At 47.6% G+C, this 26,214-nt stretch carries 14 protein-coding genes; 4 read left to right on the top strand and 10 right to left on the bottom strand.

All coding sequences use genetic code 11. The annotated features are described in order from the left end of the window. Window positions 1-260: 260 nt before the first annotated feature. Window positions 261-1,070, top strand: a complete 810-nt coding sequence (locus AB0L18_RS03035) for a crotonase/enoyl-CoA hydratase family protein (protein ID WP_367391109.1) — start codon at window positions 261-263, stop codon at window positions 1,068-1,070. Between the two features lie 226 nt (window positions 1,071-1,296). On the opposite strand, the gene AB0L18_RS03030 is transcribed toward AB0L18_RS03035, so the two are convergent. The 3 genes from AB0L18_RS03030 to AB0L18_RS03020 form a co-directional block, all read right to left on the bottom strand. Then, window positions 1,297-1,713 carry a hypothetical protein gene (locus AB0L18_RS03030; protein WP_367391108.1) on the bottom strand — a complete coding sequence of 139 codons (417 nt, stop codon included), beginning with the start codon at window positions 1,711-1,713 and terminating at the stop codon, window positions 1,297-1,299. A gap of 168 nt (window positions 1,714-1,881) precedes the next feature. Next, window positions 1,882-2,256: a DUF2237 family protein gene (locus AB0L18_RS03025; protein WP_367391107.1), complete on the bottom strand. Its 375-nt coding sequence runs from the start codon at window positions 2,254-2,256 to the stop codon at window positions 1,882-1,884. Between the two features lie 210 nt (window positions 2,257-2,466). Further along, the gene (locus AB0L18_RS03020) at window positions 2,467-4,785 is read right to left on the bottom strand and encodes a thiamine pyrophosphate-dependent enzyme (protein WP_367391106.1); all 2,319 of its coding nucleotides are present in this window, start codon (window positions 4,783-4,785) and stop codon (window positions 2,467-2,469) included. Between the two features lie 435 nt (window positions 4,786-5,220). Here AB0L18_RS03020 and AB0L18_RS03015 point away from each other — a divergent pair, with 435 nt between their 5' ends. After that, entirely contained in the window at window positions 5,221-6,099 is an 879-nt protein-coding gene (locus AB0L18_RS03015) for a hypothetical protein (protein WP_367391105.1), read from the top strand. A gap of 177 nt (window positions 6,100-6,276) precedes the next feature. Here AB0L18_RS03015 and AB0L18_RS03010 read toward each other — a convergent pair whose 3' ends face one another. Further along, entirely contained in the window at window positions 6,277-6,765 is a 489-nt protein-coding gene (locus AB0L18_RS03010) for a hypothetical protein (protein WP_367391104.1), read from the bottom strand. A gap of 92 nt (window positions 6,766-6,857) precedes the next feature. Here AB0L18_RS03010 and AB0L18_RS03005 point away from each other — a divergent pair, with 92 nt between their 5' ends. Together AB0L18_RS03005 and AB0L18_RS03000 are read left to right on the top strand one after the other, a co-directional pair. Continuing rightward, complete coding sequence (locus AB0L18_RS03005) at window positions 6,858-8,168, top strand: aminopeptidase P N-terminal domain-containing protein (protein ID WP_367391103.1); 1,311 nt, start codon at window positions 6,858-6,860, stop codon at window positions 8,166-8,168. A gap of 199 nt (window positions 8,169-8,367) precedes the next feature. Next, on the top strand, window positions 8,368-9,474 hold the full coding sequence (locus tag AB0L18_RS03000; protein WP_367391102.1) for a mandelate racemase/muconate lactonizing enzyme family protein: 1,107 nt from the start codon (window positions 8,368-8,370) through the stop codon (window positions 9,472-9,474). On the opposite strand, the gene AB0L18_RS02995 is transcribed toward AB0L18_RS03000, so the two are convergent. From AB0L18_RS02995 to AB0L18_RS02970, 6 genes are all read right to left on the bottom strand, one after another. Further along, window positions 9,471-13,217, bottom strand: a complete 3,747-nt coding sequence (locus AB0L18_RS02995; protein ID WP_367391101.1) for a BamA/TamA family outer membrane protein — start codon at window positions 13,215-13,217, stop codon at window positions 9,471-9,473. The genes AB0L18_RS03000 and AB0L18_RS02995 overlap by 4 nt on opposite strands. 384 nt (window positions 13,218-13,601) lie before the next feature. Next, window positions 13,602-14,855, bottom strand: coding sequence for an NAD(P)/FAD-dependent oxidoreductase (locus tag AB0L18_RS02990; protein ID WP_367391100.1), 1,254 nt, complete (start codon window positions 14,853-14,855; stop codon window positions 13,602-13,604). Window positions 14,856-15,015: 160 nt separating this feature from the next. Then, a complete protein-coding gene (locus AB0L18_RS02985) occupies window positions 15,016-15,444 on the bottom strand; it encodes a hypothetical protein (protein WP_367391099.1) in 429 nt (142 codons plus the stop codon). Between the two features lie 310 nt (window positions 15,445-15,754). After that, on the bottom strand, window positions 15,755-21,955 hold the full coding sequence (locus tag AB0L18_RS02980; RefSeq protein ID WP_367391098.1) for a PKD domain-containing protein: 6,201 nt from the start codon (window positions 21,953-21,955) through the stop codon (window positions 15,755-15,757). A gap of 49 nt (window positions 21,956-22,004) precedes the next feature. Beyond that, window positions 22,005-25,034, bottom strand: a complete 3,030-nt coding sequence (locus AB0L18_RS02975) for a hypothetical protein (protein WP_367391097.1) — start codon at window positions 25,032-25,034, stop codon at window positions 22,005-22,007. Window positions 25,035-25,043: 9 nt separating this feature from the next. Then, window positions 25,044-26,105 carry a PorP/SprF family type IX secretion system membrane protein gene (locus tag AB0L18_RS02970; protein ID WP_367391096.1) on the bottom strand — a complete coding sequence of 354 codons (1,062 nt, stop codon included), beginning with the start codon at window positions 26,103-26,105 and terminating at the stop codon, window positions 25,044-25,046. Window positions 26,106-26,214 lie beyond the last annotated feature (109 nt).

The raw sequence follows: 26,214 nt of genomic DNA, 5'->3' as shown, positions 1-26,214 counted from the left end.
TAGGTGCCTTTGGTGGTTCAAAAATCCTTTCCTCTGTTCGGCGTTGGCTGTGCCTACGTCGGTATGTACACAAATTTCCCCCCGTTCGGCGTAGATTATATCTACGTCGCGGTATGCACCTAAGTTTTTTATTCTTCGTGCCTCCTGTGGTTCAAAAAAAAACACCCCTTAGGTGCCTTGGGTGGTTCAAAAAAAATATACCTTAGGTGCCTTGGGTAGTCCAGTAAAAGCCCCTTTCATTAACAAATTTCAATCCTCCCATGTATACCTCTTTCCTCGTTCACATCGATCAGCACATTGCTACCGTCAGTTTCAATCGGCCAGATAAGGCCAACGCGCTCCACGAGAAGGCTTGGGAGGAGATGCCCTTGATCTTCCGCGAACTGCACGAGCATCCTGAGGTGAGGGTGATTATCCTGCAAGGCGAAGGACGCAATTTTTGCGCTGGCATTGACCTTACGGTGTTAATGAATCTGCAACGCTTCCATACCATCTCTTGTGAAGGGCGCAAGCGCGAGGCCCTGCGTGGGTTTATCTTCAAATTGCAAAACGCGATCACCGCCATCGAGGAGTGCCGCAAGCCAGTGATTGCCGCCATTCATGGTGCCTGCATCGGTGGTGGAGTAGATATTATAGCTGCTTGCGATATGCGCTATTGTACCGAGGACGCCTATTTTTCCATCAAGGAAATCGACCTGGGTTTGGTGGCCGATATCGGCACCTTGCAGCGCTTACCCAAAATTTTGCAACCTGGCATCGTCGCTGAAATGGCCTATACTGGCCGCAATGTTGCAGGTACAGAAGCCGCCGCCATTGGTCTTTGTAACCGTACCTATCCTAGCCAGGAAGACCTCCAAAAAGGTGTATTAGAACTTGCTACAACCATCGCTACGAAATCTCCTCTCTGCATTCGGGGCACCAAAGAAATCCTGCTCTACGCTCGTGACCATACGGTAGCCGAATCCCTCAATTACATGACCGCCTGGAATGCCTCCATGCTGCTCTCAAATGACCTGCTGGAAGCATTTGCCGCCAATATGGAAAAACGTAGCCCGAAGTTTGAAGGGTGAGGGAGGTGAATTTTGCCTTGCAATTTAGCCTGAAAGCAGCCTTTCTCTAAGGCAAAACTCACTGTACTTGGTACTTCGTACAGGGTATAAGGACTAGATTTTGTCAGAAATTATCAAATCCCTTCGAGGCTAATTTGCTACTTGTCGTGTTTAGCTATTCATGACCTTCAGGTCATAAAGAAAAAACTTAAATGCCCTTATAATTCCTAATATGGTTCAAAAAAAATCACATCGGGAACACCAATAAATCTGGTTGCTGATAAACGGTATTGGCTGGTGGAGGGAATAAAGTTTCTGGCCGGTAGTGGGTCAGGAGTAAGTCTTTGAAATTACTAACCAGACGCGGGAATGCTGTGAGTAGTTCCGGGAAAGTAGCCGTTGTGCTTTTGCTCATAAAATGCCAAACGACCTGTATAGATGCTTCCGTCAGTGTGCGGTGGTATTTGGTGCCATCCCCGAATGTTTGGTCGAAAGTTTGAATCTGGGAGCACATCAATTGGCGGGCCTCCTTCAGGCTGTGCTTTTGCAAAAGAATGTAGGCTAAGCGCAAGTGGGCTGTATGGCTGAACCATTGTGGAGGTAGGGTGCAGTCGGCAAATTGTTGACTGAATTGCTGGTCGGTAAGTTGGTAGTGAGGTTCCATGGTCACTGGGTAATTTAAAGAGTCGGCGGCGGCGGCAAATATTAGTTTGGGTATAAAGATACCGCTTTTTAAACGATCTCGCTCAACTCGGCCATTTCGTAACAATTGTTTATCCACAAGATAATCACCCCTAGTGTTACGGCGGAAATAATTGAGACCACTTTGACTTTATGGATTGGTAAGCTCGTGCGCGTGGAGCATATCTATGGTGACATATTGGAGCACCTGTGCGTGCGTAGCGGCCAGGATCACTGGCGGTGCTACCCCCGCTTCGTAAGCTTCTCGCCAGCGGAGGGCGCATAAACACCAGCGGTCACCAGCCTTTAGACCAGGAAACTGATAGTGAGGTTGCGGCGTCATCAAGTCGTTGCCTTTGCTGGCTGTAAAGTGTAGGAATTCCTCGGTCATCTGGGCACAAATGACGTGGCGGCCACTGTCTTGCGGTCCGGTATGGCAGCAACCATTGCGGTAATAGCCCGTCAGGGGATTGGTGGAGCAAGTTTGCAGTTCGGTGCCCAGCACATTTTTGGCGGAAGTATCCATTGGATGTATAGTTTGTGAGTACCAAACAGCAAGGGGAGGGGATTGTTTATTTAGGCCCTGCTAGCCGAATTGTTGCGTAAGCGATGTGTAAGGGTGGTGCGCAGCACCAGACCCGACCACAGGGAGGGGCCAAGTGAATAACGCGCCCTGCAACAGCGCGACCCCGTAGCTCAGCGGAGGGGATACGCCCAAATAACTAAGAAAAGGGTACTACTCCGCTATCACTTCCAAGACCTTTTCCACCACATCTTCCACATTGGGCTTGCTGATGTAGTTGCCATCGTCGCCATAGGGAGGTCGGTAGGCTGTACCTGTCAGTGTGCTTGGTGTAGCATCTAGTTGGAAATAGCCACCTTGGTCCTCCAGGATGTGTTGCATGATGTAGGCGGCGGCACCACCAGGAACATCTTCATCGACGACGAGCAGGCGATTGGTTTTGCGTAAACTGGCACTGATGCGATGCTCTAGGTCAAAAGGCCAAAGCGTTTGCACATCAATAATTTCGATCTCTATGCCCATTTTGGACAGGGTAGCAGCAGCTTCGTCGACGATGCGAATACAGGCACCATAGGTAACGACCGTAAGATCGGCACCTTCCCGAATGGTTTCGGGTACCCCGAGAGGTACGGTAAAGGTGTCGAGGTTGTCGGGTAAGCTTTCTTTGAGTCGGTAGCCATTGAGGCATTCGATCACAATACCGGGGTCGTCGCTTTGGAGCAAGGTATTGTACATGCCGATAGCCTGCACCATGTTGCGAGGCACACACAGGTGCATTCCGCGCAAGCCGCCGAGCAGCACACTCATGGGTGATCCCGAGTGCCAGATCCCTTCCAGGCGATGCCCACGGGTACGAATGATCAGGGGAGCCTGCTGTAGGCCATTGCTACGCCAGCGCAGCGTCGCCGCATCATCGGAGAGGGGAGAGAATGCGTAGATCAGGTAATCGAGGTACTGAATTTCGGCCACGGGACGCAGGCCACGCATGGCCATACCTATGGCTTGGCCTACGATCGTCCACTCACGGATGCCCGTATCAAAGACGCGATGCTCGCCGTATTTTTCTTGTAAACCTGCCATGCCCTGATTGACTCCGCCTATCTTGCCCACATCCTCGCCGAAGATGTATAGCTCAGGAATACGCGCTAATGCCCGGTCGAAAAAATGGTTGATCACTTCAAAACCGTTGATGTTTTTGGCAGTGGTCGGATAGGTGGCGGCTACCGCAGGAACCCGCAGCGCAGCTTTGGGACTTTCGCTGAGGTGATGACTACTATAAAGTTGCTGAAGATGCTGTTTTTCTTGTGCAATGAATTGCGTGAGAGCGGGTGTTTCCTGCCCGTAGAAAGCAAACTGCAAGCGGCGGGCAATGCTTAAGAGCTCTGAACGACTGGGGGTGCGCAACTGAGCTATCTCTTTGAGCGCGTGATCTTTTGCCTCGCTGCTTGGGAGGCTTTGAATGACTTGGTTGAGTTGCTCCTGGAGGAGTTTGATGGGTTGCCGGAAATTATCCCAGGCCTGGGTTCTGGCTTCGGTAATGACAGCTTTGGCTTTGGCTTCCAACTCCAGTAGTTCCTCTTCTTCTGCGATTTCGGTAGCTAGCATCCACAGGCGAAACTGTCGGTTACAGTCGTATTCCTGTTCCCAATTCAGGCGCTCTTCACTTTTGTAGCGTTCGTGCGAACCAGAGGTGGAATGCCCCTGTGGTTGGGTCAATTCTTCTATGTGGTAGAGGGCAGGTTGGTGTGCTTTACGTACTTGCTTGATCCCCTTGGTATATGCTTCACAAAGTGCAGGATAATCCCAGCCTTTAATGCGGTAAATAGCCATGCCTTCCTGGTCGCCTTCGGCGGCAAATCCGGCCAGTGCAGCACTGATGCTCCCTTTTATGGTTTGGTACTCAGTAGGTACAGAGATACCGTAGCCGTCGTCGGCCACTGTAACGGCTAGGGGAATTTGAAGTACGCCGGCGGCGTTGAGGCTTTCCCAAAAAGCACCTTCACTAGTGCTGGCATCTCCAATACAGCAAAAACATACCTCCTGACCATTGTCAGAAAAACTAGGTGCCTTGAGGTGCTTGGTTTCGCGATAAACTTTACTGGCGTAAGCCAGGCCAGTGGCGCGTGCCATTTGCCCACCAGTGGTAGAAATATCGGAGGACAGGTTGACTTGTGAAAGTTGAGGAATCCAATCTCCCTCCGCATTGGTGTTGGGAGTCATATGGTGACCTACCATCTGGCGACCACCGCTGAAGGGGTCGTTTTCCGGATCGGCGTACAACTGCGCAAGGATATCTTCGGGCTTAGCCAAATCGAGGGCCAGAAGTAGGGTGTGCCCGCGGTAATAATCAGCGCGCCAATCACCAGCTTGGTAAGCTTTGGCCATAGCTACTTGAAACAACTCTTTGCCATCGTCTGAAACACCAAATTTGGCGCGGCCCGTCAGTACATCCCGGCGAATGACCAGGCTGAGTTCACGACTGAGACAGCAGATATAGTAATCCCGCAATATCTCTTGACGTTCTGAAGGCATAACAGCAGTAGAAGTTGTTGTCTTGTTCAAAATAGCAGCAATATTAATTTAGGGACTCTATAAGTCTTTCTTACAGAGCTGACAAGTGGCTTGTCCCTACAAAGATACGGAAATGAACGATTAATTGGTCGTGATAAGTGGTTGGGGCCAAGGGAGTAAGTGATTGACTTAGGTGGAATTACGATTAGTAATTTTCTTTTTTCACCTTACCGAAGTCGGAAAACGGTCAAGAATATCCAAAAATCAAGCCTTTGTAAAACCAGTGTAAACTAAAAATAAAAATTAAGATTTTGTTCAGTTCCCAAAACAGATTTGTGAGATTATCCTTTTCGCCGCATATCTTTGGGAAACAGGACAAATTCTTTGTTAAAGCAACTATCGCCTTCAGAGATGCTTGATTTACTAAGCTTTAGGGCATGAAATGATCAGAAAAAAATGATAAAAAAGTTTTATTTTTTTTCAAATAATTACCTGAAATCGGGCATTCTAGTGCTCTTTTGCCTGCTATCTTTATCCTTGATTGGGCAATCAAAAAGCCCTCGGAAATTCTGTTTACCTGCTGAACTACGGGAGGTTTCAGGTTTGGTGGTAAACAGTGCAGATAGTCTTTGGTGGCTCAATGACGGGGGAAATGCTGCCGAATTGTTTCTTACCAATGGGAGAGGCGAAATTCAAGCTGCAATTCCGTTGCCCAGTATCATTAATCAAGATTGGGAAGACCTGACGCACGATGATCAAGGGCGCTTATACATCGGTGATTTTGGAGACAATCGGCGGGTACGCTCCGAATTGCAGGTGTACTGCTATGATCCCCACAATGGGCAGATCGACAGTTTGCAGTTTGCTTATCCTGATCACCGTTTTTACGATGTGGAGGCCTTTTTCTGGCACCAGGATTCTCTTCACCTTTTTACCAAAAGTCGCATTCAACGGGCGAACCTGACCACCTATCATTATGTAGTTCCTGCTAGAGCGGGACAGTACACGGCCGAATTACGTGATAGTTTGCAACTGAGAAAAAGAGCCGTTACGGCTGCCGCAATCCATCCAGAGACGGGGCAAGTGGCTTTGCTGGCTTACTATTTCAAGTTTCGATTGGGTTTCATACCTTACTCTGCCGCCAATGTTTATTATTTCACTGATTATCCGGAAGGGCATTTTTTGCGAGGGAAGTTGCGTTCTCGTCGGATATCGCTCTTTCTGGCTACCCAGTACGAATCACTGGATTTTCTCACGCCGGAACGATTGTTGGTTGCCTCCGAGCAAACCGTGTTCATCAAGCCTAAAGCCAAGAGGATTCGTTGGAAGGAATAATTCAGGTGTAAAAGTGATAAAAGTGTAAGGGTGTAAAAGTTAGAAAAAAATGGGTCAAGAGGCGCACCTGCAATTAAGAAGATAATTGAAGTCGGAGGTGGGAAATGGGAGGTCGGAAATACTTCCCACTTCCGATTTCTGATTTCCGACTTTTAAACCCTTATACTCACCCAACTTTCAGATACTTAAAGCCTGCTTGATCGCCTGCGCCATCTCCTGGGCCCGGGAAGATCCGATAAAAATCTGCTCCCCCTTTTTGGTAGCGATTGCCAGGCCGTTTCGGCCGTTGATGGACCACATTTCTTCTTTGGGCATTTCGATATTTGAACCATGCCACTGGGCTACTACAGGGGTTTTTACCACCGCGCAGCTTTCGATGTCTTCCAAAGGAATCTTCTTTTTATCCTGGTACCAAGAGTCTACTTTGCAGATGATTTTTTTGTCTGTAACAATGTTTTTCTGCTGACGCTGGAACAAGGACTTGATCCACCAGCCCAGGCCAATGATTACCCCCAGACACAGGATGTTGTTCAGCCAACTTTGTTGGTGAGAAATGAATACACTATCGATCAGCTGGTAAGTAAGGAGCAGCATGATGACAATTATCGCAACAATAAGATCCTTGCCTTGGTATTGTTGCTTCTCTTTAAATAACTTCTTTTTCATAAGGCGTTAATCTTTAATTAATGTAAAGTTAACATTAAATTTACATTGATAATAACATTGGGAAGGAATTAATAGTTCTTTAACTTTGCATAATGAAGTACCATCCTATATCTGCCGAGTTATTCTCATTCAACCGCCGCCGCTATGCTCAGCTACTAAAAGCTGATAGTTTGGCGATTTTTTATGCCAATGATTTACTGCCTCGATCGGGTGATACTTTTTTCCCTTTTCGACAGAATAGTGAGTTGTTTTTCCTGACGGGCATAGAGCAACCGGAGACGGTGCTTGTGTTATTTCCCTCTTGTGTCAAGGATGGTTTTGAGGAGCTTGTGTTCGTTCGTAGAAACGAAGAGCGGTTATCTCGTTACGAAGGCGATCAATTGAGTAAAGCTGATGTTCGCCGGATATCTGGGGTGGATCGGGTGCACTGGCTGGATGAGATGGATACGATTCTACACGAGTTGATGCTGTTGGCCAAGCGGGTGTATGTCAATCTTGATGAGCACGACCGGTTCCAAAGCCCGGTACTCACCAGAAACCAAAGGTTGGCCAAGGAGTTGCAAATGCACTATCCAGCGCATAAGTACCACCGTTCCGGCCCGTTGCTCAAGCGGCTGCGCATGATCAAGTCACCCTTGGAGATGGAACTCATCCAGCAAGCGGTCAATATTACCGGAGCAGCTTTTGAGCAAGTCTTGAAAATGGTGGAACCGGGAGTACATGAATATGAAGTAGAAGCGGAGATCACCGCCAGCTTTCTTCGGCAGCGAGCTACGGGGCATGCGTATGAACCCATTGTAGCCAGCGGGGCGAATACCTGTGTGTTGCATTACATCCAAAATAACCGTCCGTGTCGCGACGGAGATTTACTGCTCCTTGATTTTGGGGCAGAGTACGGCAATTATGCTGCTGATCTTACTCGAACGATTCCCGTCAATGGCCGTTTCAGTAGCCGACAGCGAGCGGTATATGATGCTGTGTTGAGGGTGCAACAGGCGGCCATAAAGTTATTGCTGCCAGGCGTAAGCCTTGAGGATTACCACAAGGAAGTAGGTCAACTGATGGAGGAGGAACTCCTACAGCTTGGTTTACTAGATAAAACACAAGTAAAAAACCAAGATCCGGCTCACCCTGCTTACAAACGCTATTTTATGCATGGTACCAGCCATCACTTAGGTTTAGATGTTCACGACCTCAGTGAGCGCTATCTGCCCGTACAGGCAGGCATGGTGTTTACGTGTGAACCAGGCATTTATATTCCAGAAGAAAAAATAGGTATCCGGCTAGAAAACAACATTCTGGTTACCGACCACGGCCCTAAGGATTTGACTCAACGCATCCCTATCGAAGCCGAAGCTATCGAAGAATGGATGAATAGTAAGCTCGTTACGAACGAATTTTAACCATTTTAAAGTCGGAAGTAAGTACATGTATGCCGAAGGCATGACGATGTCAAGCGTGTTGATGGTTGAAAGTTGATTGTTGAAGGTCAACTAACCATTTAAAGTCGGAAATCGAAAGTCGGAAGTATTTACATGCTGAAAGGTCAACCAACAACCAACAACAATCAACTTTCAACCAACTAACCATCCAACCATTTTTATGAAAATCACCAAAGTAGAGATCATTCGGGAAAACCTGGAGCTTACTCGTCCATATACTATTGCGTTTAAAACCATCTCGGATGTGGAAAACGTCTTTCTCGTACTAGAGCTCGCTGATGGTACCCGTGGTATTGGTTGTTCTGCTCCCTCGCCGGGGGTCACGGGCGAAAGTGTTGAGGATAGCTTACGCGTACTTAAAGAAATAGCAGAGCCAGCTTTACATGGCGCTACGATACAGACCTTTCCCGCAATTTTGGCCAGCTTACGGCCATTAATGCTGAAGCAACCTGCGGCCTTGGCGGCGGTAGATGTGGCACTGCACGATGCCTTTACCCGTCATCTGGGGGTGAGATTGGTGGATTGGTGGGGGCTGCAATACAAGAAGTTACCTACCTCTATTACCATCGGAATCCTGTCGGTAGAAGAAACGCTGGAGCAAGCACGAGAGCACATGGCAACGGGCTTCCGGGTCATAAAACTAAAAACAGGAAGGAGTGTAGCTGAAGACGTTGAAGTGTTCACTAAACTTAGAGCGACCGTTGGCCCTGATATTGCTATCCGTATTGACGCCAACCAGGGATATACACCTCAAGACCTAATCGATTTTTCAAAAGCCACACAGCACTTGGCCGTAGAATTCTACGAGCAGCCGTTTCCCGCAGGCCACGACCGCGGCAAAGTACAGGCGGGTGATACCCTCTGTGGCCCAGCTGCCCAGCTGACGTTACCTCCGGATTTGCGCAAGCTTTGTGCTGCTGATGAGGATTTGCATAATGCCAATGATGCCCTAATGCTGGCAACAGAAGGGCAGCCTTACGGCATCTTTAATATAAAATTGATGAAATGTGGTGGCGTCGCGGAGGCTCGACGTATTGCCTTTGTTGCGGAACGTGTGGGGATTGAACTGATGTGGGGCTGCAATGATGAATCCATTGTTTCTATCACAGCTGCACTCCATGCGGCACTGGCGAGTAATGCTACCCGTTATCTGGATTTGGATGGCAGCCTGGACCTAGCCCGCGATTTGGTGACGGGTGGTTTTGTTTTAAAGGATGGGTATTTGCACGCCGGTTCAGGTTTGGGATTAGGGTGTGACTTGATCTAGAAGAAAAATCCTCCGCCTACGAGAAAGCGTACTTCTTCACCATTACCGGAATAAGCTCCGATGTGGATGGTCATCAATTCAAAAGGGGTAAAAAACAAACCACCACCATAACTGTAGTGGATCTTTTCACTTTCAATGTCTTCCAGGCTTACCTTGCCATAATCAAAAGAGGCCGATAGACCAATAGACATAGGTACTGCATTGTTGTTCCAGTAGAGTGCTTTCCAGCGCAGGTCGGTATTGTGATAAAATGCCGTACGCCCAGTGAAGCGATCTCTCCGGAAACCACGAAGATTACCTTCAGGCCCGAGACCGCCGAGTTGAGCACCAAGGAAGAAGGGATAATTTTCGGTAAAACGATGGGACACCCCCAATTGGCTAGCCAACACCAACTTACCACGACTATCTAGCTGCTGGTACATGGCCAGTTCACTTTCCAGGAAGGGAAAGTTGTATTCTTCTTCGTCTAATTGATCGGCCCAACCAGTATTCAGCTCGAATCTGAGACCACGTGTTGGGAAGGTAGGCTGATCGACATTGTTGAAATGTAGATTAGCTTCGAGGTTCATCATCTCAATGCCATCAAAAATTTCCGGATGAAACTGGTCGCCGATAGCGTCGATGAAACGGCCCTCGGTGCGTTCAATTCGAGTGGAATTAAAGCGTGGTCCTAATAGCAACTCAAACTGATCATTAGGGCGCCAAGCCAACTTCAAGCCTACATTGACGCGGCGTTCCCGCAACCGGTTATAGTCGCGGCCCAGGATCTCTTCTGGGTTGATGGTCTCATTCCCCAGGCCGTAGTAGTTGCTGGCGTACAAGGGCGTTTGCAATTCGGTAGCAAATTGTAGGCCCCAGCGCCCAATGATACTCGAAAAATTCCCTGTATAGTTGGCGCGAATCCCGCCAGTACTCAGAGAGCCAATCAGGCCATAATGATGCTGGCTGGCGTGAGGGTCTTTACGAAAGGCATAACGCGTATACACGCCCTTGAAACCAAGGAAAATTCGGTCGTCAGGGTTGAAGCCAACAAAAGGTAGTGCCTGATTGAAATTGTGTAAATAAGCCTTGCTTCGCCGATTGTACAGATTTTCCTGAGGGCGCTTACTACGTCGATCTTTACTATCATTGGTATGGGTCAGCCTATTTTTTTCGCTGATGAAATCATAGATAGCGATCGATTTACCAGCTTTGTTCGTAAAGGATTGGTCATCAAATTCGTCATTCCCTTCTCCGCCAATCAAATGGAGCCTAATACCAAAGTTGACCTCGCCACGAATTTCATAAATATCATCATCACCTAAACCGTAGCAATAAATATCTTTGGTTTCACTGCTGAGAAATACGCGATCATAAAAAATGCCTTCTCTTTTACCTTTTTTATTGGTGTCAAAAACCCTGACACGGGTATGTTCATTATCCAGCCTTTCAATCAGGAACAAGTCTTTTTTATCGGTGCCTAAAACGTCGACTTGCTTGGCTAGAAAGGAGTAGTAATCTTTGGCGATATCCAGCAGTTTATCTCGCCGCCCTTTAACCGCTTTGATGATGGCCGGGGCATCCCTGCTGAGAAAAGGCTCAGGCCAGGACTGAGCGAAAGCACGCTCGATAACGGTATCTGTTAAGGTTGATTGCAAATGCTGGATGGCTTCTTGCCAATCTTGCCAACTGAGGTTGGTCAAAAAGCTTTGGTCAAATAAGAACGCATTATAGGTAGCCCAATGAGTTCGCCCCAGTTTATCGGTAAAGGGCCTCCATTGTTTACTTTTTGGTGAAACCCTCCTGGCGATATTAAAAATAAAGCCGTCGTAATTTGCAAAAGCCTGGTCCCGGTCACGAGGAATGGGTCGGTAATATTCATTTTCACCTTTGTCTATCTTGGCCCAACGCCATTGGTCATCATGGCGATCCCAGTCTCCAATGATCAAGTCAAATAGTCGGGATCTGATGGTCCAACGTTGGTCAATACGCTCATCATGACTTTCACGAACTTCCTCAATCATGTTGAACGTGCTGATGATGTCTTCCGGGTTGCCAAATTCAGCAGCATCTTGCCAAGCTTCATCATCTGGGCGTTCCTCGAAAAGATAGATGGCTCCTGCGTAATCTTTATTGTAGTCACCAAGCGCCTCTTGAGACGGTAGATAGACGACTTCCGGGTTGGCATGATAAACTCCCGCAGCTTCTGCCAGAGGGGCCACAGCTAGTGCTGCAATGGGATGAGAGGCAGAGAAATTGTCTTGTACAACATCGAGCACTAAGTTGGTATTGAGTGGGTAGGGGACTGTTCGGCTAGGGTCTTTATCAATGGATCGAAGGGTGTATTGGCGTTTGGTTATAGGGTCTTCCAATCGAAGAGAGTTGGTTTGAAAACCACCACCTCTCTTTACTGGGATCAGGCCGAGCGCAGCTAAATCCAACTCTTTCATCGTCATCTCCGTGGCATAAGCCTCGCGATAGTGCTTACCCCAGATGGTCTCTCCTGCCTTGGTACGGGTGAAATCTACAGTACTGAGAGGAAGCGTTTGCTGGCCATCTTCACTAAACTTATTCTCGATAACCTCTAACTTGATCTCTCCTCGTTCTGCATAACTGGGTTTTACTTTTTGTTGGTATGCCAGGGCTTGCTCGCCTAGAGGGTTGACCGCAAAGTATTGTACCCAGACTTGGCCATCTGGATAGTAGTTGAGTTGGGCATATCCGTACCCCCCGTAAGTGAATAGCGCACCGTTGCCAGTTTTTGCAGCACTTTTTCGGGAGCCTGCACCACTGACAATGAAATGTTGTTGGTCGCGATCCCAATATTGTAAATTATGGTCATGGCCAGCGGCAAAAATAACATCACCAATGGTGTTGGCCTGACTGAGCAATAGGTTACGAAGATCTTTGTAGGTGGAGTTGGCCAAATCCTGGCGTGTGCCAATGGAGCTTTGTAAAAAGCGTACGAAACTTCCAAGTACAGGAAGCGGAACATACAGGTTGTCATTGAGTTGGCGCAGGGGGAAAACATGCTCACTAAAGGTGAATTTCCCACCGTGCGGACCATTGCTGAAAATAGGATGATGCATGGCAACAATCAACTCTTTACGGCGATTACTCTTCATGGCCTCCTGAAGCAGAAACGCAAAATCAGCCCGGCTTTTAGCTTCGCAACCTTCGTTGATTTCTATTTCTCCCTCCCAATTGGTAAGCCACCATTGGCTATCAAGCAGCAGCAAGGTGATGTCGTCCGTAAGTTCTACCTCTACCGGATCCCCGCATCCTGGCCGGGGCAACAATTGAGCTTGACCATCCGTAGTTTTGTCCAGGTAATTGGCTTGCCTACTGACTCCTTTTACACCAAATTCATTCCAATCGTGATTGCCCGCAACGAAAAAGACACAGCCGGGGTAATCAGCAAAGGCTTCTATTTGTTGGTTAAGTGCAATTTCAGCTTGCTCTCTTTGGTTAGGGTAAGATTTCGGTGCCATGCCATCAGGATAGATGTTGTCACCAAGAAATACGAGCGCACTGTTGTCTGAAGCACTATCAAGGGTGCCTTTGAGTGCAGTTAGGGTAGGAGGAGTCCAGTTATTCAACCCACCTCCTGCATCCCCGACCAGATAAACGGTATAGCGAGGTAGGGTGTCGGGCGGAAGATTTTCTTCCCAATCTTGGGCTTCTACAGCGTAGTTGAGCTTGTAATTAGCACAGCTATTGAGTAATAATAGCAGAATAGGGATAAGGAGCTTAGGTTTCCACATAGCGTATGAGTCTTCAGACAGGATTGTTCCTAAAAGTAATAAAAGCTAAAAAAATACCTTTAAGAGTGACAAATAATTTAACGCAGGAAAGCCATCTAGGGTTGAGGGCGGAAAAAAAAGAAGCCCTGCGGATAAACACCACAGGACTTCAACTTTACACTCACTAGTTATGAAACTTAAGCCAACATTAATTCTAACTCTAATTTCCGCAAAATGTTACACGGAATTGTTTTTTTAAGGCATTTTCCTTGCCTAGGTTGTCTGTAAGACATTTTTTGGGGTTAGCAATCGCTTTAAAGTATCGGTTAAGCTGTCTTGCCCCATAAAGAGTTAGGAAGGCAGCGGATGGTTGTATACATGAGATGAATAAAATCCCGACAACTTTTAGCGAGCAATTAACCCCTTGTTCCACCATACTTTTAGCCAGAAAAACGGACGTACAAGCTGCTTTCGTAAATCAAAATCACTATACATTCGAGAAAGAAGATCAACGATCTTTGGATTATTGGCAATGAAACTGGCAATGAGGTTGGTGAGCCATTCAATTCGCATGATGCGCTGAAGCTGATAACTAAGACGCATTTCTGCCCGCAGTACGCGGTCTACCCTGGCATCGTAGGCCTGTAAGTATGCTTTATCGAAGCGGTTTTCTGCCAGGCATTTTTGTATTTGTTCTGCAGCAATGAAGCCACTGTAAAAAGCATTGCCAATTCCTTCGCCGGTCAGCGGGTCAATGAGGTGACCAGCATCCCCGAGCAGCATATAGTTGTCGCCCGATAAGGAACGCCGTTTAGAGCCTAGTGGTAAGCCATACCCGACGACCTTTCCGTCCAACGTCGCATGCTCAAAACGGGCCGCTATTTCAGGATGATTTTGAATAGCCTGTGTTAGGAGTTCATTCAGGTTCAAGCGCCGTTTTTGAATAAAATCGCTGCGCATCCCAAGTCCTACATTGGCACCACCATTAGGTAGCGGGAAAATCCAGAAGTAACCAGGATTGAGTTCGGGCAGGAAGTGCAACTCAATAAAATTGTCGTCGTGAAAGCCTGTAACTCCCTTATAATAAGCCCTTAATGCTGCCGCATAATGAGCATTATCTTTGGTGTGGCCTGCGATATGCCGACTGAAATAGGAATAGGCTCCATCGGCCACCAAAAGGATTTTGCAAGAAACAACCAATTCGCCGCTTTTATCCTTCAATAACCAGCCATCCACCGTACGGGTATAGCTGGTAATTTCAGTATGCTCCCTGAAGTCAATATTTGGTCGGCGACGAACTTCTTCCACCAGGAAATTATCAAAATCGTTACGTTTCATGACGTAACCGGGGGAGTCTTCTTGCGTTTTGTCGTAATTGGGTTTAAAAGGTAAGGCTAAAATCTTCCCACTGGAAGGAATGAAGCGAATGCCCCAAACATCAATGTTGGTAGCTAAGCTGCGAAAACGCTCCAGTATCTTGGGGTCTAGCCGTTGTAAGAGAGTGGTTACTTTGCCACTGATGGCGTCTCCGCATATTTTGTCACGCGGAAAGGAGGCTTTGTCGACCAGCAGAGAGGGAATGCCTAAATAACTCAACTTTAAGGCTGCTCCGGCTCCTCCCGGGCCAGCACCTACAATACACACATCCGTTGTTATCATCTTTCGAGCAAACTATTTGCGCTCAAGTTAAGGCTTTTTGAAGTCGGATTCCGAGGTGTCGGGAGGAAATCGGGAAGTCGGAAATAATCGTAAAACTAGTCAACACTATTCAGTTAGGTTCAATGCTTCCGACTTCCGACCTCCCGTTTTCGAGATGACACTATCTACTGCCAAATCGGTAGCCGATAGACAATCTACCGTAGGGTAAAACGCCACCGTCGAAACTACGACCGACGCCCACACCAATGTCGAAAAGAATACGATTGGAAGAAGAGACGATTTTTTGGCCAATCATAAAGCCTAATCCGGGGGCAAGCTCAGAGATAGCTCCAGCAAAAATACCAACGTGGAACCGATCTAGTCCCTGGCGTGGATTTAAGTAGTATTTGCCAGCAACCCACACCCCTCCGCCACCTTCGACGATCAGGGCATTGAGATCAATACCGAATTCATTGTTGATACCGTATTCTACTCCAACACCGATACCGGTAAAAAGGAGCGCGACTGGGTTGATTTTGATTTCAGTCTGTGCACGGAGGCTAAAAATGGCACAAACGAAAAAGAGGGAAAGCAGAATGAATTTCTTCATGAGTAGTGGGTTTGTAGTTTAGACTTGTACTGCTGGGATCATTTCGGGGGCAAATCGCGCCTTATCTTCCCACACTGTGCCTTTTTTAAGTCACTTAGCTACGGCTAGGCTCCTCAAAAAAGGCTTCGCGTGGTCGATAATGCATCAATTTTCCCACCAAACTGACCCAGCAGAACAAGTCTTTTGAGTAACTGAGATTTATTTTTTTGACGAACCAAAGCTGCCAAAAAAAACGGTCGACTACAAGATGGAGCCGACCGTTTAATGGATTTTTAACGCAATCCTTAATTTATCCTAAATGGAGGTTTTCTTACCGCAATATAGTAATGTTTCCTTTCTGGATAAGCTCATCACCGTTGGGGCATAGCACCCGCAGGTAGAAGCCATAGACGTCAGGTGCCAGTTGCTCACCCCGGTGGGTACCATCCCATCCTTGGTAGGGGTCTTGGGTACGGAACATCTCTTCTCCCCAGCGGTTGTAAATGAGAAACTCAACTTCCGTAATTTGGTCTAGGAAGCTGCTGCGAATATGTAAGACATCGTTGTCTCCATCATTGTTAGGGGTGAAGGCATTGGGTAGGAAGACGCGATCCGTGGTACATTCGCCATTGATAACGAAAACACTGGTTTCCAAGTCGTACTCACAACCTAATTGGTTGACGAATACCGTATAAACATTGTTTCCAGTCTCTGTAGGAGTAACCACAATGATTGGGCTGTCAATATCATCTGGATCCCAGTCGTAAGTACACCCAACACAACCTTCTACCGTAATGGTCGAAGACTCACCTAGTAAGATGGTATCAGGAGGAGAAATGGTCAGGTCTGCCTCCAGGTTAATAACGGTTACGCTGGTGTTTAGCACAGTCGTACAACCAAATTGATTGGTGACAGTTGCACTAAAGTTGTTAGTGATATTGGGGTCTACCGTTACGGTCAGTTGATCTAGTGCCGTGAGCACTCCTTCTGGCTCCCACGCGACGGTCAGCACTTGCGTTAAGTCGTTGTTGAAGATGGAGAGGTCAACGGTTGCGGTAGGTACACAGATGACCAGTGCATCCGTAATGGCCACATCTAGTGGGAAGTTACTGATGTTGATGGTATCACGTTCGGTACAACCCGCATCACTCATCGCCACCGCATAAACCTGACTGGCACCAGCTGGTGGCGTAAAAGTAATCTCCGTACCTGTACCCAATGGCTCATTGTTAGGCAATAAGAACCAACTGACACTTTCTGCCGGGAAGTCGGTGTTTGCGGTCAGTGTTACGTCACCAGGTTCACACAGTACAATACTTTCAGGGCTGATCGAAAGGTTCAACTCTGGAGCGATGTCAATATTGATCGTATCGGTCACCGAACAACCAAAAGTAGTGTCTACTACGGTGACAAAGTAAGTCAAAGGCATTCCCGTTGTAACAACAGGATTCCACGGATTCGTCAAGTCAATGAATTCATCCTCAGGGGTCCAGGTATAAATGAGGGTAGGATCACCGCCGGGGTTGATAGGCGTCGGCTCGTTGGCACAAACGATGACATTCTCCAGTGGAAGCTCGTCGGTGAAAATTTGCAGACAAATCTCCTGGCTACTGCTCTGCTCACAACCAGTCAGCGGATCGGTAGCGATGGCCGTATAGGTGAAACAACCATCAATATTCGGAGGGGTAACGGTGATGGAGTTGCCCATGCCGATGATCTCGTCATTGAGGTACCAAACAATATCTGCGGGTACTGCTGTAGTTGCCGTCAAAGTCGTTGGGGCTGTTTCACAGAGCTGATCGCCGCCCGTGGTTTGCAGATCAAGATCAGGCTGTACAATGACGACGATGGAATCCGTATCAGTACAAGTTGTTACGGGGTCGGTTATCGTCACCTGGTAGGTCTGGTTTTCCGTAAGGGTAGCAATGGGGTTAGCCGGATTGCTCAAGTCAAGCCCTGTTATTGGTGACCAGTTATATTCGTAATTCGGGTTGCCACCAGGGTTGATTGGTGTAGCTTCATTGTAACAAACCAGCAAAGTGTCGGCCACTTCTCCCTGGAAATCTTGTACCGTGACCGTAAACATGACCGTATCCTGGCATTCAAATTGATTGGCCACAATAGCAGTGAAAATAACGGTGCCTGGTTCATTGACAATGATGTCTACACTACTTCCATCCGATGGGCCGATGATGTTTTCTTCAGGACTCCAGCTGTAAGTGAGGATGTCTTGATCATCAAGATTCGTTACGAAAAGCGTGCTTTCAACACCTTGACAGGCTGTTATTTCTCCACCATCGCCCAATGTTATATCTACACCATTATCGACCACAATGATAGTGTCCATGGCCATACAACCAAACTCATCGGTAGCTTTGGCAATAATGGTATCTGTCCGGAAAGGATTGATGCTGATGCTGCTACCTGTGCCAATAACGCCATCAATGGTACTACACCACTGAACATCAATATCGACATTAGCAGTTGCGTTGATCACGACCGTTTCACCACAAGTAATGACCACCGGTTCCTGATCTAACTCTAATAGGATTGTTTCAGGAACAAATACCACTACCGAATCGGTGACAAAACAGGTGTCGGCACCAACCGTAGAATAAGCCGTTGCCACGTAAGTGGTAGTAGTTAATGGCGTTGCAATAGGGCTGATAGCCGTAGGGTCATCCAGGCCAGTTACCGGCGTCCAACTGTAAGTCAGACTCGGATCGCCATCGGGATTGAGCTGGATAGCATCACCCAGACATACCACCAGGGTGTCGGAAAGGGAAATGTCCAAATCAACGAGATCAATCTCCAATACCTCAGAAATAGTATTTTCGCAATCGTTAGTCGTACCAATAGTAAGGGTTACCGTTAAAGGGCCTTCCGTATTGACGGTGACTTGCGGATTTTGTAGCGTACTGGTCGCTGGGGTGGCATTCTCGAACGTCCAGTTCCAGCTATTAGTATTGTTAAGGGTGTTGGTGGAAGTATCAAAGAATTGAATCACGGCTGCATCAGCGGAACATTCCGTAATGTCATACGTGAAGCCGGCAAAAATCTGTGGCTCTTGTACTTCTACTTGCATGCTGAATGCTTCCGCACAACTGACGTCATAGACGATATCTAAGGTAACGGTATACGTGCCAGAGTTGGCGTAAGTATGTACTGGGTTTTCCTCAAAGTTGGGCCCTGTTCCATCGCCGAAATCCCATACATAGCCAAAGGCGGCTGTGCTGGTATTGGTAAAGGAAACGATTCCACCATTACAGTCGATCATACTGGTAAAACTCAAATCAATGGCCGGGTCCACAACTGCTATCTGAACCGTTTCAGTGGTCGTACAGCCAAATTGATTGGTCACAACTACCGACACCTCTTGCTGCCCGATGACCTCTATGTAGTCAGGCGTAGCAGATGTTTCGGTGCCGGGAACAAACACTTCTGCTGGTGACCAGAGGTACGTAAGGGTATCGTTGGGGTCGAGGTTGGTGACACTTAATAGAATGTCTTCGCCCAAACAAACGGCCACGGTATCGGGCACCTGTATATTTACGAGGCCACCACTGACCGTCACTTCTTCCGTTTCACTACAACCGTTGGTATCCGTCGCAATGATGGTATAGGTCGTTGTGCCAGATAAGACTGGTGTGAATAGTTCACCCGTAAATACGACCGTGTCGTTTACAAACCAGTTGATCGTAGCGGGGACATCAGCAGTAGCGGTGAGGGTGGTGGTCGCGGTACAGAAATTACCTCCTCCGTTGACATCCAGGCCAACTGCTGGGGGCACCACTACGTCTACCGTTTCAATGATCACACAATCATCCGTACCCTCCGCCGTGATCGTAACGGTATAAGTGGTACTTACTGCTGGGTTGAAAAATGGTTGTGGCGAGCTGGTGTCGTTGATGCCGATAGAAGGGCTCCAGCTATAGGTGAAAGCGGGATCACCGCCAGGCGTGATCTGAACGGAATCACCTGCACAAACCAGCAACAAATCAGGGAACTGATCGGTTGGCGGACCCAAGTTGATGGTGACCTCCTGGGGGGCACTGGTCGCCGTACAGCCATCAGCCGTGGTAATCATCAGGGAAACCGTGAATGTTTGGTTACCGTTAATGGTAAGGGTTGGGTTCTCCAAGGTACTGGAACCATTGCCATTGCCAAAAGTCCAGGCGTAGCTATCGGTATTGTTGGCGCCATTAATGGAGGTGTTCGTAAACTGTACTTCCACCATGTCGGGGCTACAGCTGTTGTAGCTTACCGTAAAGTCCGCGATTAAAGGCACCTCAACGACGACGACCTCCCGTATAAACATTGCGACGCAACCGTCGATACTCGTAACCGTAAGTGTTGCCATATAAGCGCCCGGTCCAGGATAAGTATAGCTGGGGTTCTCCAAAGTACTGATATCGGTGATGGTTGTTGGATCACCAAAATCCCAGGCGTAAGTAGCCCCGTTAGTGCTGGTATTGTTGAAGTTGATGGTTAAACCTTGATCACATCCCGTCGTTGTCGTGAAACTAGGTTCTGGCTCGATCAAGCCAGTGATGTCCACCGTTTGGGTATAGGAACAATCGGTTGCTAGATCGGTAATGGTGACCGTATAAGTAATATTACCCGAAAATGTGAAAGATGGAGAAGGACTTGTGGGGTCATTCAGGCCAGTGGTCGGACTCCAGCTGTATGAATAACCATTTAAATTCCCGGTGGCAATGATCTCAATCGTTGATCCCAAGCAACCACTTAGCGTGGTAGGGTAGATCAGGCTGCCATCATTAGGGTTAAGTACGGTTAACTCCCTGCAAAGGTTGGTGGAGCAACCAAGATCGTCCATAATGGCGACACAATATTCTCCTGGAATGCCGATGGTAATATCAGCAGTAGTTGCAGTGAAACCGTTGGGGCCAGTCCAAAGAAAGGTTACGTTACCTGTAGCACCAAGGTCGCTGGCAACCCAAGTGGTTAGGTCGTCCTGACAAATCGTATCAATTCCGGCAATCATTCCTTGAACAATAGGCACGTTGATTCTTCTTGCCGTAGTCGTATTGGCAAACCACCAGGTGTTGATGGTATTTTTATCCCCGTATCCTGTAGTTGTTTCATCATTGAAATTGTTACAGTCCATGGAGTTGATGTTGAAGTTGTCCCAGTTTCGACAGTTGGTTTCACAAGCACATCCGTTACGACCATCTTTTACTGCTCCGGTACCGGGGTCATCGATGATATTACGATCATCCCAATAGAGAAAGTTAGAAGAAATATTAGGTTCACAAGTCGGTCGGATGGTTTCAATACAGTAACCGTTACGCATGTATTCTACGTCATAGGCTGACCAGTGCTGGATACCTTGCGAGTAGAAGAAAATCAGGTCAATGGTATCGCCAACAGAAATAGGAGTACCATCTCCACGCAAGCCATCCCAGGGGATACAATCACTGAGATTGTTGTCAGTGAATTCGTAGACGAGGGTCACATCTTCCGAGTCGGGATCAAGAATACCATTCTGGTTAAAATCCAAGACGACCTCTACTTGTCCCGGTTTTGTGACGGAAACCTCCAGACAGAAACTATCCTGGTTGATACAGTTGAAGGAAGTGGGCGTAGTCAATTGGCCACACACACCACTGGGGAACAGCACAATATCTGGTTCCGAAAGAAAAATTTGGTGTTCGGCAGAATTAAGCGTCGCATTTACATTAGGAATAGATTTTCTATCCTCTGTCAAATTTCCCGACATGCCAGGCCCAGAACTGTTAAAGGTGATATTGAAAGAAAGTCCTTGCATACCGGCATCGGAGAAGTCGATACGAGATACAAAACCATCAGTGGTGTAAGAATAAAGCGTTCCATTGAACTGCCGGTTCCAATCACAGTCAGGCAATGAAGTGGGATTGCGCTGAGGCGTACGAAAGGCCCAGTTGCGCGACCACACGCGCCCATCGATGGGTACGCCATTGTTAGCTACGGTGATGTCCCAAAAAGGAATATTTACCTGCCCCTCGTTGGAGTCGGGAAAAGAAGCATCACTGAACTCAATAATATAGTTGCCCAATTGCGTGGGCTGAAACTGGTACATCAACTGTCCACCTTGTAACGTAGTGACACTGTAGTTGCCAAAAGCCGTTTGGCTCCAGCTGTTGGCGTTGGCGTTCGCGGTAGTAATGGTGAAAGGACCGTGTACAACTGCTCCGTCAATCGCACGTCGAATCCGGAACCGGTATTGTGGGGCAAATTGACCCGGATAAACAATACCATCATCGTCGTATTCAGGAGACAGTGCCAGAAAGATTTTTTCGTTCAAATCACCGATGGTTACGTAAAGACGGCTGTTTTCGGGGCCGTTAAAGGCAGCGAAATTTCCGAAGTCAGGTCTTCCTGTTTCCAGCATTACGGGTGAGTCGTCTTCTGTAGGAGCAACTTTTTGCAAACCTTCCGCAAAAAGAGGAGAAAAGGAGAGGAGTAAGGCCATACTGAACAGTAACCAGTGGCGACTGTAAAGATCTGGTGATATGTTTTTGACCAACTTCATGGTGTTTGCGTTTTTCAGTTTAAGTCTTTGATTATTCCTGTTTCTCATCCTAGTTTTCTTTGTTGGATGCCGACGAGCGTACTTCTACGCGGCGTTCCAGTGAGGCAAAAAGGTTGAAAATGGAATTCTTGGGATCATCTAGTTTATCCGTTACCCGAGGGTCAGCCTGGGTTTCTCCAAGCGGTTGCTTATTATAGCTAAGGGCACCGCTGGTGATGAAAGGCTTCAGCGCGCCTCCTTTGTATTGGCTGAAGAAGTTTTCTACCGCTACAATCCTTCGAGAGCTCAGAATTTCATTGTACACACTACTGGCACGTGGACTGGCGAATCCTTTTAGGTCAATAGCAAAGGTATTGCCCGCTTCCAGCCATGTCAGTAAGCGCTTAGAGAATTCCTCCAAGTCATAACGACCACCACGTACTTCCAGGTTGAAGAAGTCATTGAAGCGGCGACGAGTACGGAAGGCTTCTTCCAATTCCATATCATCCGTGAAGTTCTGGATGAAGTCTTGCTTCTTTTTGTAGTATTCCACATTGGTACTTACGTATTCCACATCAGTAGTAGGGCTGGTCGAGCGTGGGTTTGGATAATCATTGTCATAATACAAGTACAACGGCAACATGGAGTTGGGGTCGTCGTAAGGTTCGAGGAAGACATCAAAGCTGATCTTCCCACCACCGGCATCTAAATCTGCAGGAGAGAAGGAGATGATCTCCGTAACCGGTTTGTATCCCTTGCGGGAAACTTCTAGCCGGTAAGGGTTGTCCAGGTTAATAGAGAAACGGAAATCATTACCCTCAGGATTGATTTTTTCCTCTACGATTTCACCCGTTTTGGGGTCAATTAAGCGTACCTCAGCACCAGGTAATGGTAGTTCGGTGACCGCATCGTAGGTGAATATTTCCAGCAATTGTCCCAGGTAAAGGTTTTTACGATAAGTACCTGTTTCAGGAACTTCGGGCCCCGATAAATCAAGGGAGGTAAGGGCTGGGCCGTAGCCTTCGCGTTCGCCGCGAATAACATAGCGCTTGCCTTTTTTGACAATGAAACCAAATTGATGACCCCTGAAGTTAGAGATACTGTCTACCAGCACTTCCCCTTCTTCATCGGTGTATTCGTAAAGATAGACGGTACTGCCAGTGAGCGGTAACTTGTCGAGTAGGCGGTAAGTGTATACTTCCAGAATCAGGCCTGGTTCCAGATACAGGTTGCGACTTATGGTTGATACATCCGCCAATTCTGGGTCATTGGTATCAATAAAGGTTTGATCCGGCAGATAACCCTCTTTTCGAGTGAATACCTGGTATTGATTGCCCCGCTTGAGCTTGAAATGGTAGTCATTGGCACTGGAGTTAACAATACTGTCTACTAAAACCAACTCTCCATCAGGAAGGTATTCGTAAAGGAAGACGGTAGTGCCGATCAATGCAGTTGAGTCCAACTTGTTAAAGGTGAAAACATCCAGTTTTAAGTCTGGCGACAGGTACAGGCGGCGTTCAATTTCCTTCTTACTGGCCAATTCTGGGTCAGTAAGGTCGAGCGTATCCCGGTCGATAGTAAATCCTGGTTTGGTCGCCACCAGTTCGTACTGTTTACCCGGCAAAACGAGGAAATTGAAATCGTTGTCGGTGGGATTCTGAATGCTGTCGATCAGGCGTCGGCCACCGGGGTTAAGCTCGTAAAGGGCTACACTCGCACCTGGTAATTCCGTAAGTTCAAGGGCGTGAAAAGTAAGGGCCAGCAGTTTAATCTCATCGGTGATCCCTACGCTATAGATGTCGTTACAACAGGCATCGCTGCCATTGTCCCAGTAGATAGCCAAGGAGTCAGGCCGGTTAGATGCAAAATAGGCTTGCTCCTGTTGAGGGAAGCGAGCGTAGTACAAGTCGTTGTAGCTACTATTGACCGGAATACTCATGTGAGTAGGCCGATCCCATCCGCGACCATTCCAGGAGGTGCGATAGACGTCATATCCACCTAGGGTCAAGCGGCCGTCGGTACTGAAGTAGAGGGTTTGGGTAGGCGCGTAGTAAAATGGGGTAATGTCATTACCTTCTGAATTGGCAACATCTACCGCTTCTACCGGGCCACAAAGACCTCCGGGCAGGATTTCTGAGCGGTAAATATCCAATCCTCCTTGGCCGCCTTCCCGGTCAGAAACAAAATACAGAAAAGGCGTATCCGTAGCAGGGTCTACCCCTACAACGGGCTGGGTATTAGTCGCCTTGGCATCGTTGAGCGGTAAACGCTTCGGTGTGCCCCATTTGCCGTCAGACTCAACAGTAGCACAGTAAATTTCGCAACGGAAATCAGTACTTCCGCCCTCGTAATCACAGAGGGTGAAGTATACATTCTCCCCCGTTTTATCAAAGGCGCTGTGAGCCGCCATCCGGCCTGCTTGATTGATTGATTTTGGAAGTTGCTCTACTTTATCGTCTCCGGGTTGCTGGTGAAAAATGCGCGCCAGGCTACGGCGGGGTACAATAGAGTCTTGTTTGTCGGTGTACCTTAAACTGGAAAAGTACAGGGTTTCATTATGATAAAAGGGAGCAAAGTCATTATTGGCAGAGTTGACGTCTCCTACTAAGTGATGAATGTTGGTTTCTGCGGGGCGCTTAGCTACATCAATCGCCCATTCCGCATTGATCCGTTGTTTCTCTGCTTCGTCGAAGTACTTGGGATCTACGTTTTCATGATCGCTATTGACAAACTGTTCGTAGAGGTTAGAAGCTTCTTGGTAAAGGCCTTTCTTTTGTTGTACTTGTGCCATCCGGTAAGTCAGCAACGGAAAAGAATCCCGGTACTCACTGGCAAAAATCCTTTTGTAAGCCTTTTGTGCCGTTGTGTAAGCTGTAAATTCCTGTGCGCTTTCACCTAGGCGATACCACAGGTCCATGCGGGTAGAGTCGTATTTCAATGCAACATCGTAGTAACGATAGGCACTGTAGTAATCTTCTTTAGCGTAGGCAGCATCTGCTGCGCTGATCCATTCACTCAGTGGCTGTGCCAAAGCGTTGGTGCCAAAAAAGAGTAAGAGGGAAAAGAGGGGAAGTAATCGTTTCATAATTCGCTTGCTCATGTGGTGGGATTAGATAAGTGGACAGAACTTGAAGTTGGGTAATGGGCATACCTTCTTTATGAGGTAGCGAACGTTGAGTTCCAGTCCTCCACGGCGATTGGTGGCAATATTAAAATCGGAAATGTTGATGTCATAGCTAAGGCTGGCACTAAGGATCTCATGGTAGTTGATCTCCAATGCAGGGTACCAGGCATCGCCAAATTCATCGAAGCGGTAGCCTACACCTAACAATACAGACCATTGCTGGCCTGGGTCGCGATTGAGGTGCAGTTTTAATCCCGCAGTGCCGAGGTACTGCCGGTAGGTGTTTTGGAACTGAGCCATCATTGCTAGCTGAACATCCAGCGGATCGCCCACCTGTATGGTACCTGTAGCGTAAGGGCTCCAACGGATGGGAAGGTTTACTTTCTCATCCTCAATGAAGCTCATGTCAGGACGATTGAGGTGATGAATACCAATTCCTACATCAAGCTTTGAGCGGTCCTCCAGTAAATCGATCAGGGAACCACTCTGCAATTCTTGCCAGCGAAAATTGATGCCTAAGCCTGCATCCATAAAGATGTGGCTTTGGTTGGCAAAAGTTTCGTTGCTACTCAAGTTAGCATCATATCTTCCAACGAGTACATCAAACTGCCGGTCAAACCGTAGGTCATCGGTATCAAAAGCACGCTGACCTAAGCCGAAGGTAAGGCCACCGGTAAGGAAAGCCTGGTCATTCAGGGGGTAGGTGTAAGATCCGTAAAGGTTGACCTGGGCCATCGAGAGCCTGGAAGCTCCAGCCTGGTCATAATTAAGGGCAATACCTGATGCGAAAAACCCCGGGCCTGGTCGTCCACAAGTATATTTGTGATCGGCCGTGGCGGTAAATGTTTTATAGGCTACGGGGACTTGATTCCACTGACTGCGGTAGCTGGCAGCAACCCTGGTTTCCCCTGCAAAGACACCAGTTAAACCAGGGTTGAGTTGGAGGGGAGCGTTGGAGAATTGGGAATAGTGAAAGTCTTGTGTATGGCCAATTGCTGAGAACAGCAATACCACACAGAGTGATAGGAGTATTCTTCTTACCATCATAAAAATTGTTTCATGTTCATTCCAGCCATTGGCCAGAGGGATTATTATAGGTAAAGTGTTTGAATATCGTTGATACGGTTCATAACAATGACTGTTTTTTAAGACTTTG

It is taken from the genome of Lewinella sp. LCG006, from assembly GCF_040784935.1.
Taxonomy (GTDB): Bacteria; Bacteroidota; Bacteroidia; order Chitinophagales; family Saprospiraceae; genus Lewinella.
Note: the sequence above shows the minus strand (reverse complement) of the source record. Positions and strands in the feature narration are given on the sequence as shown.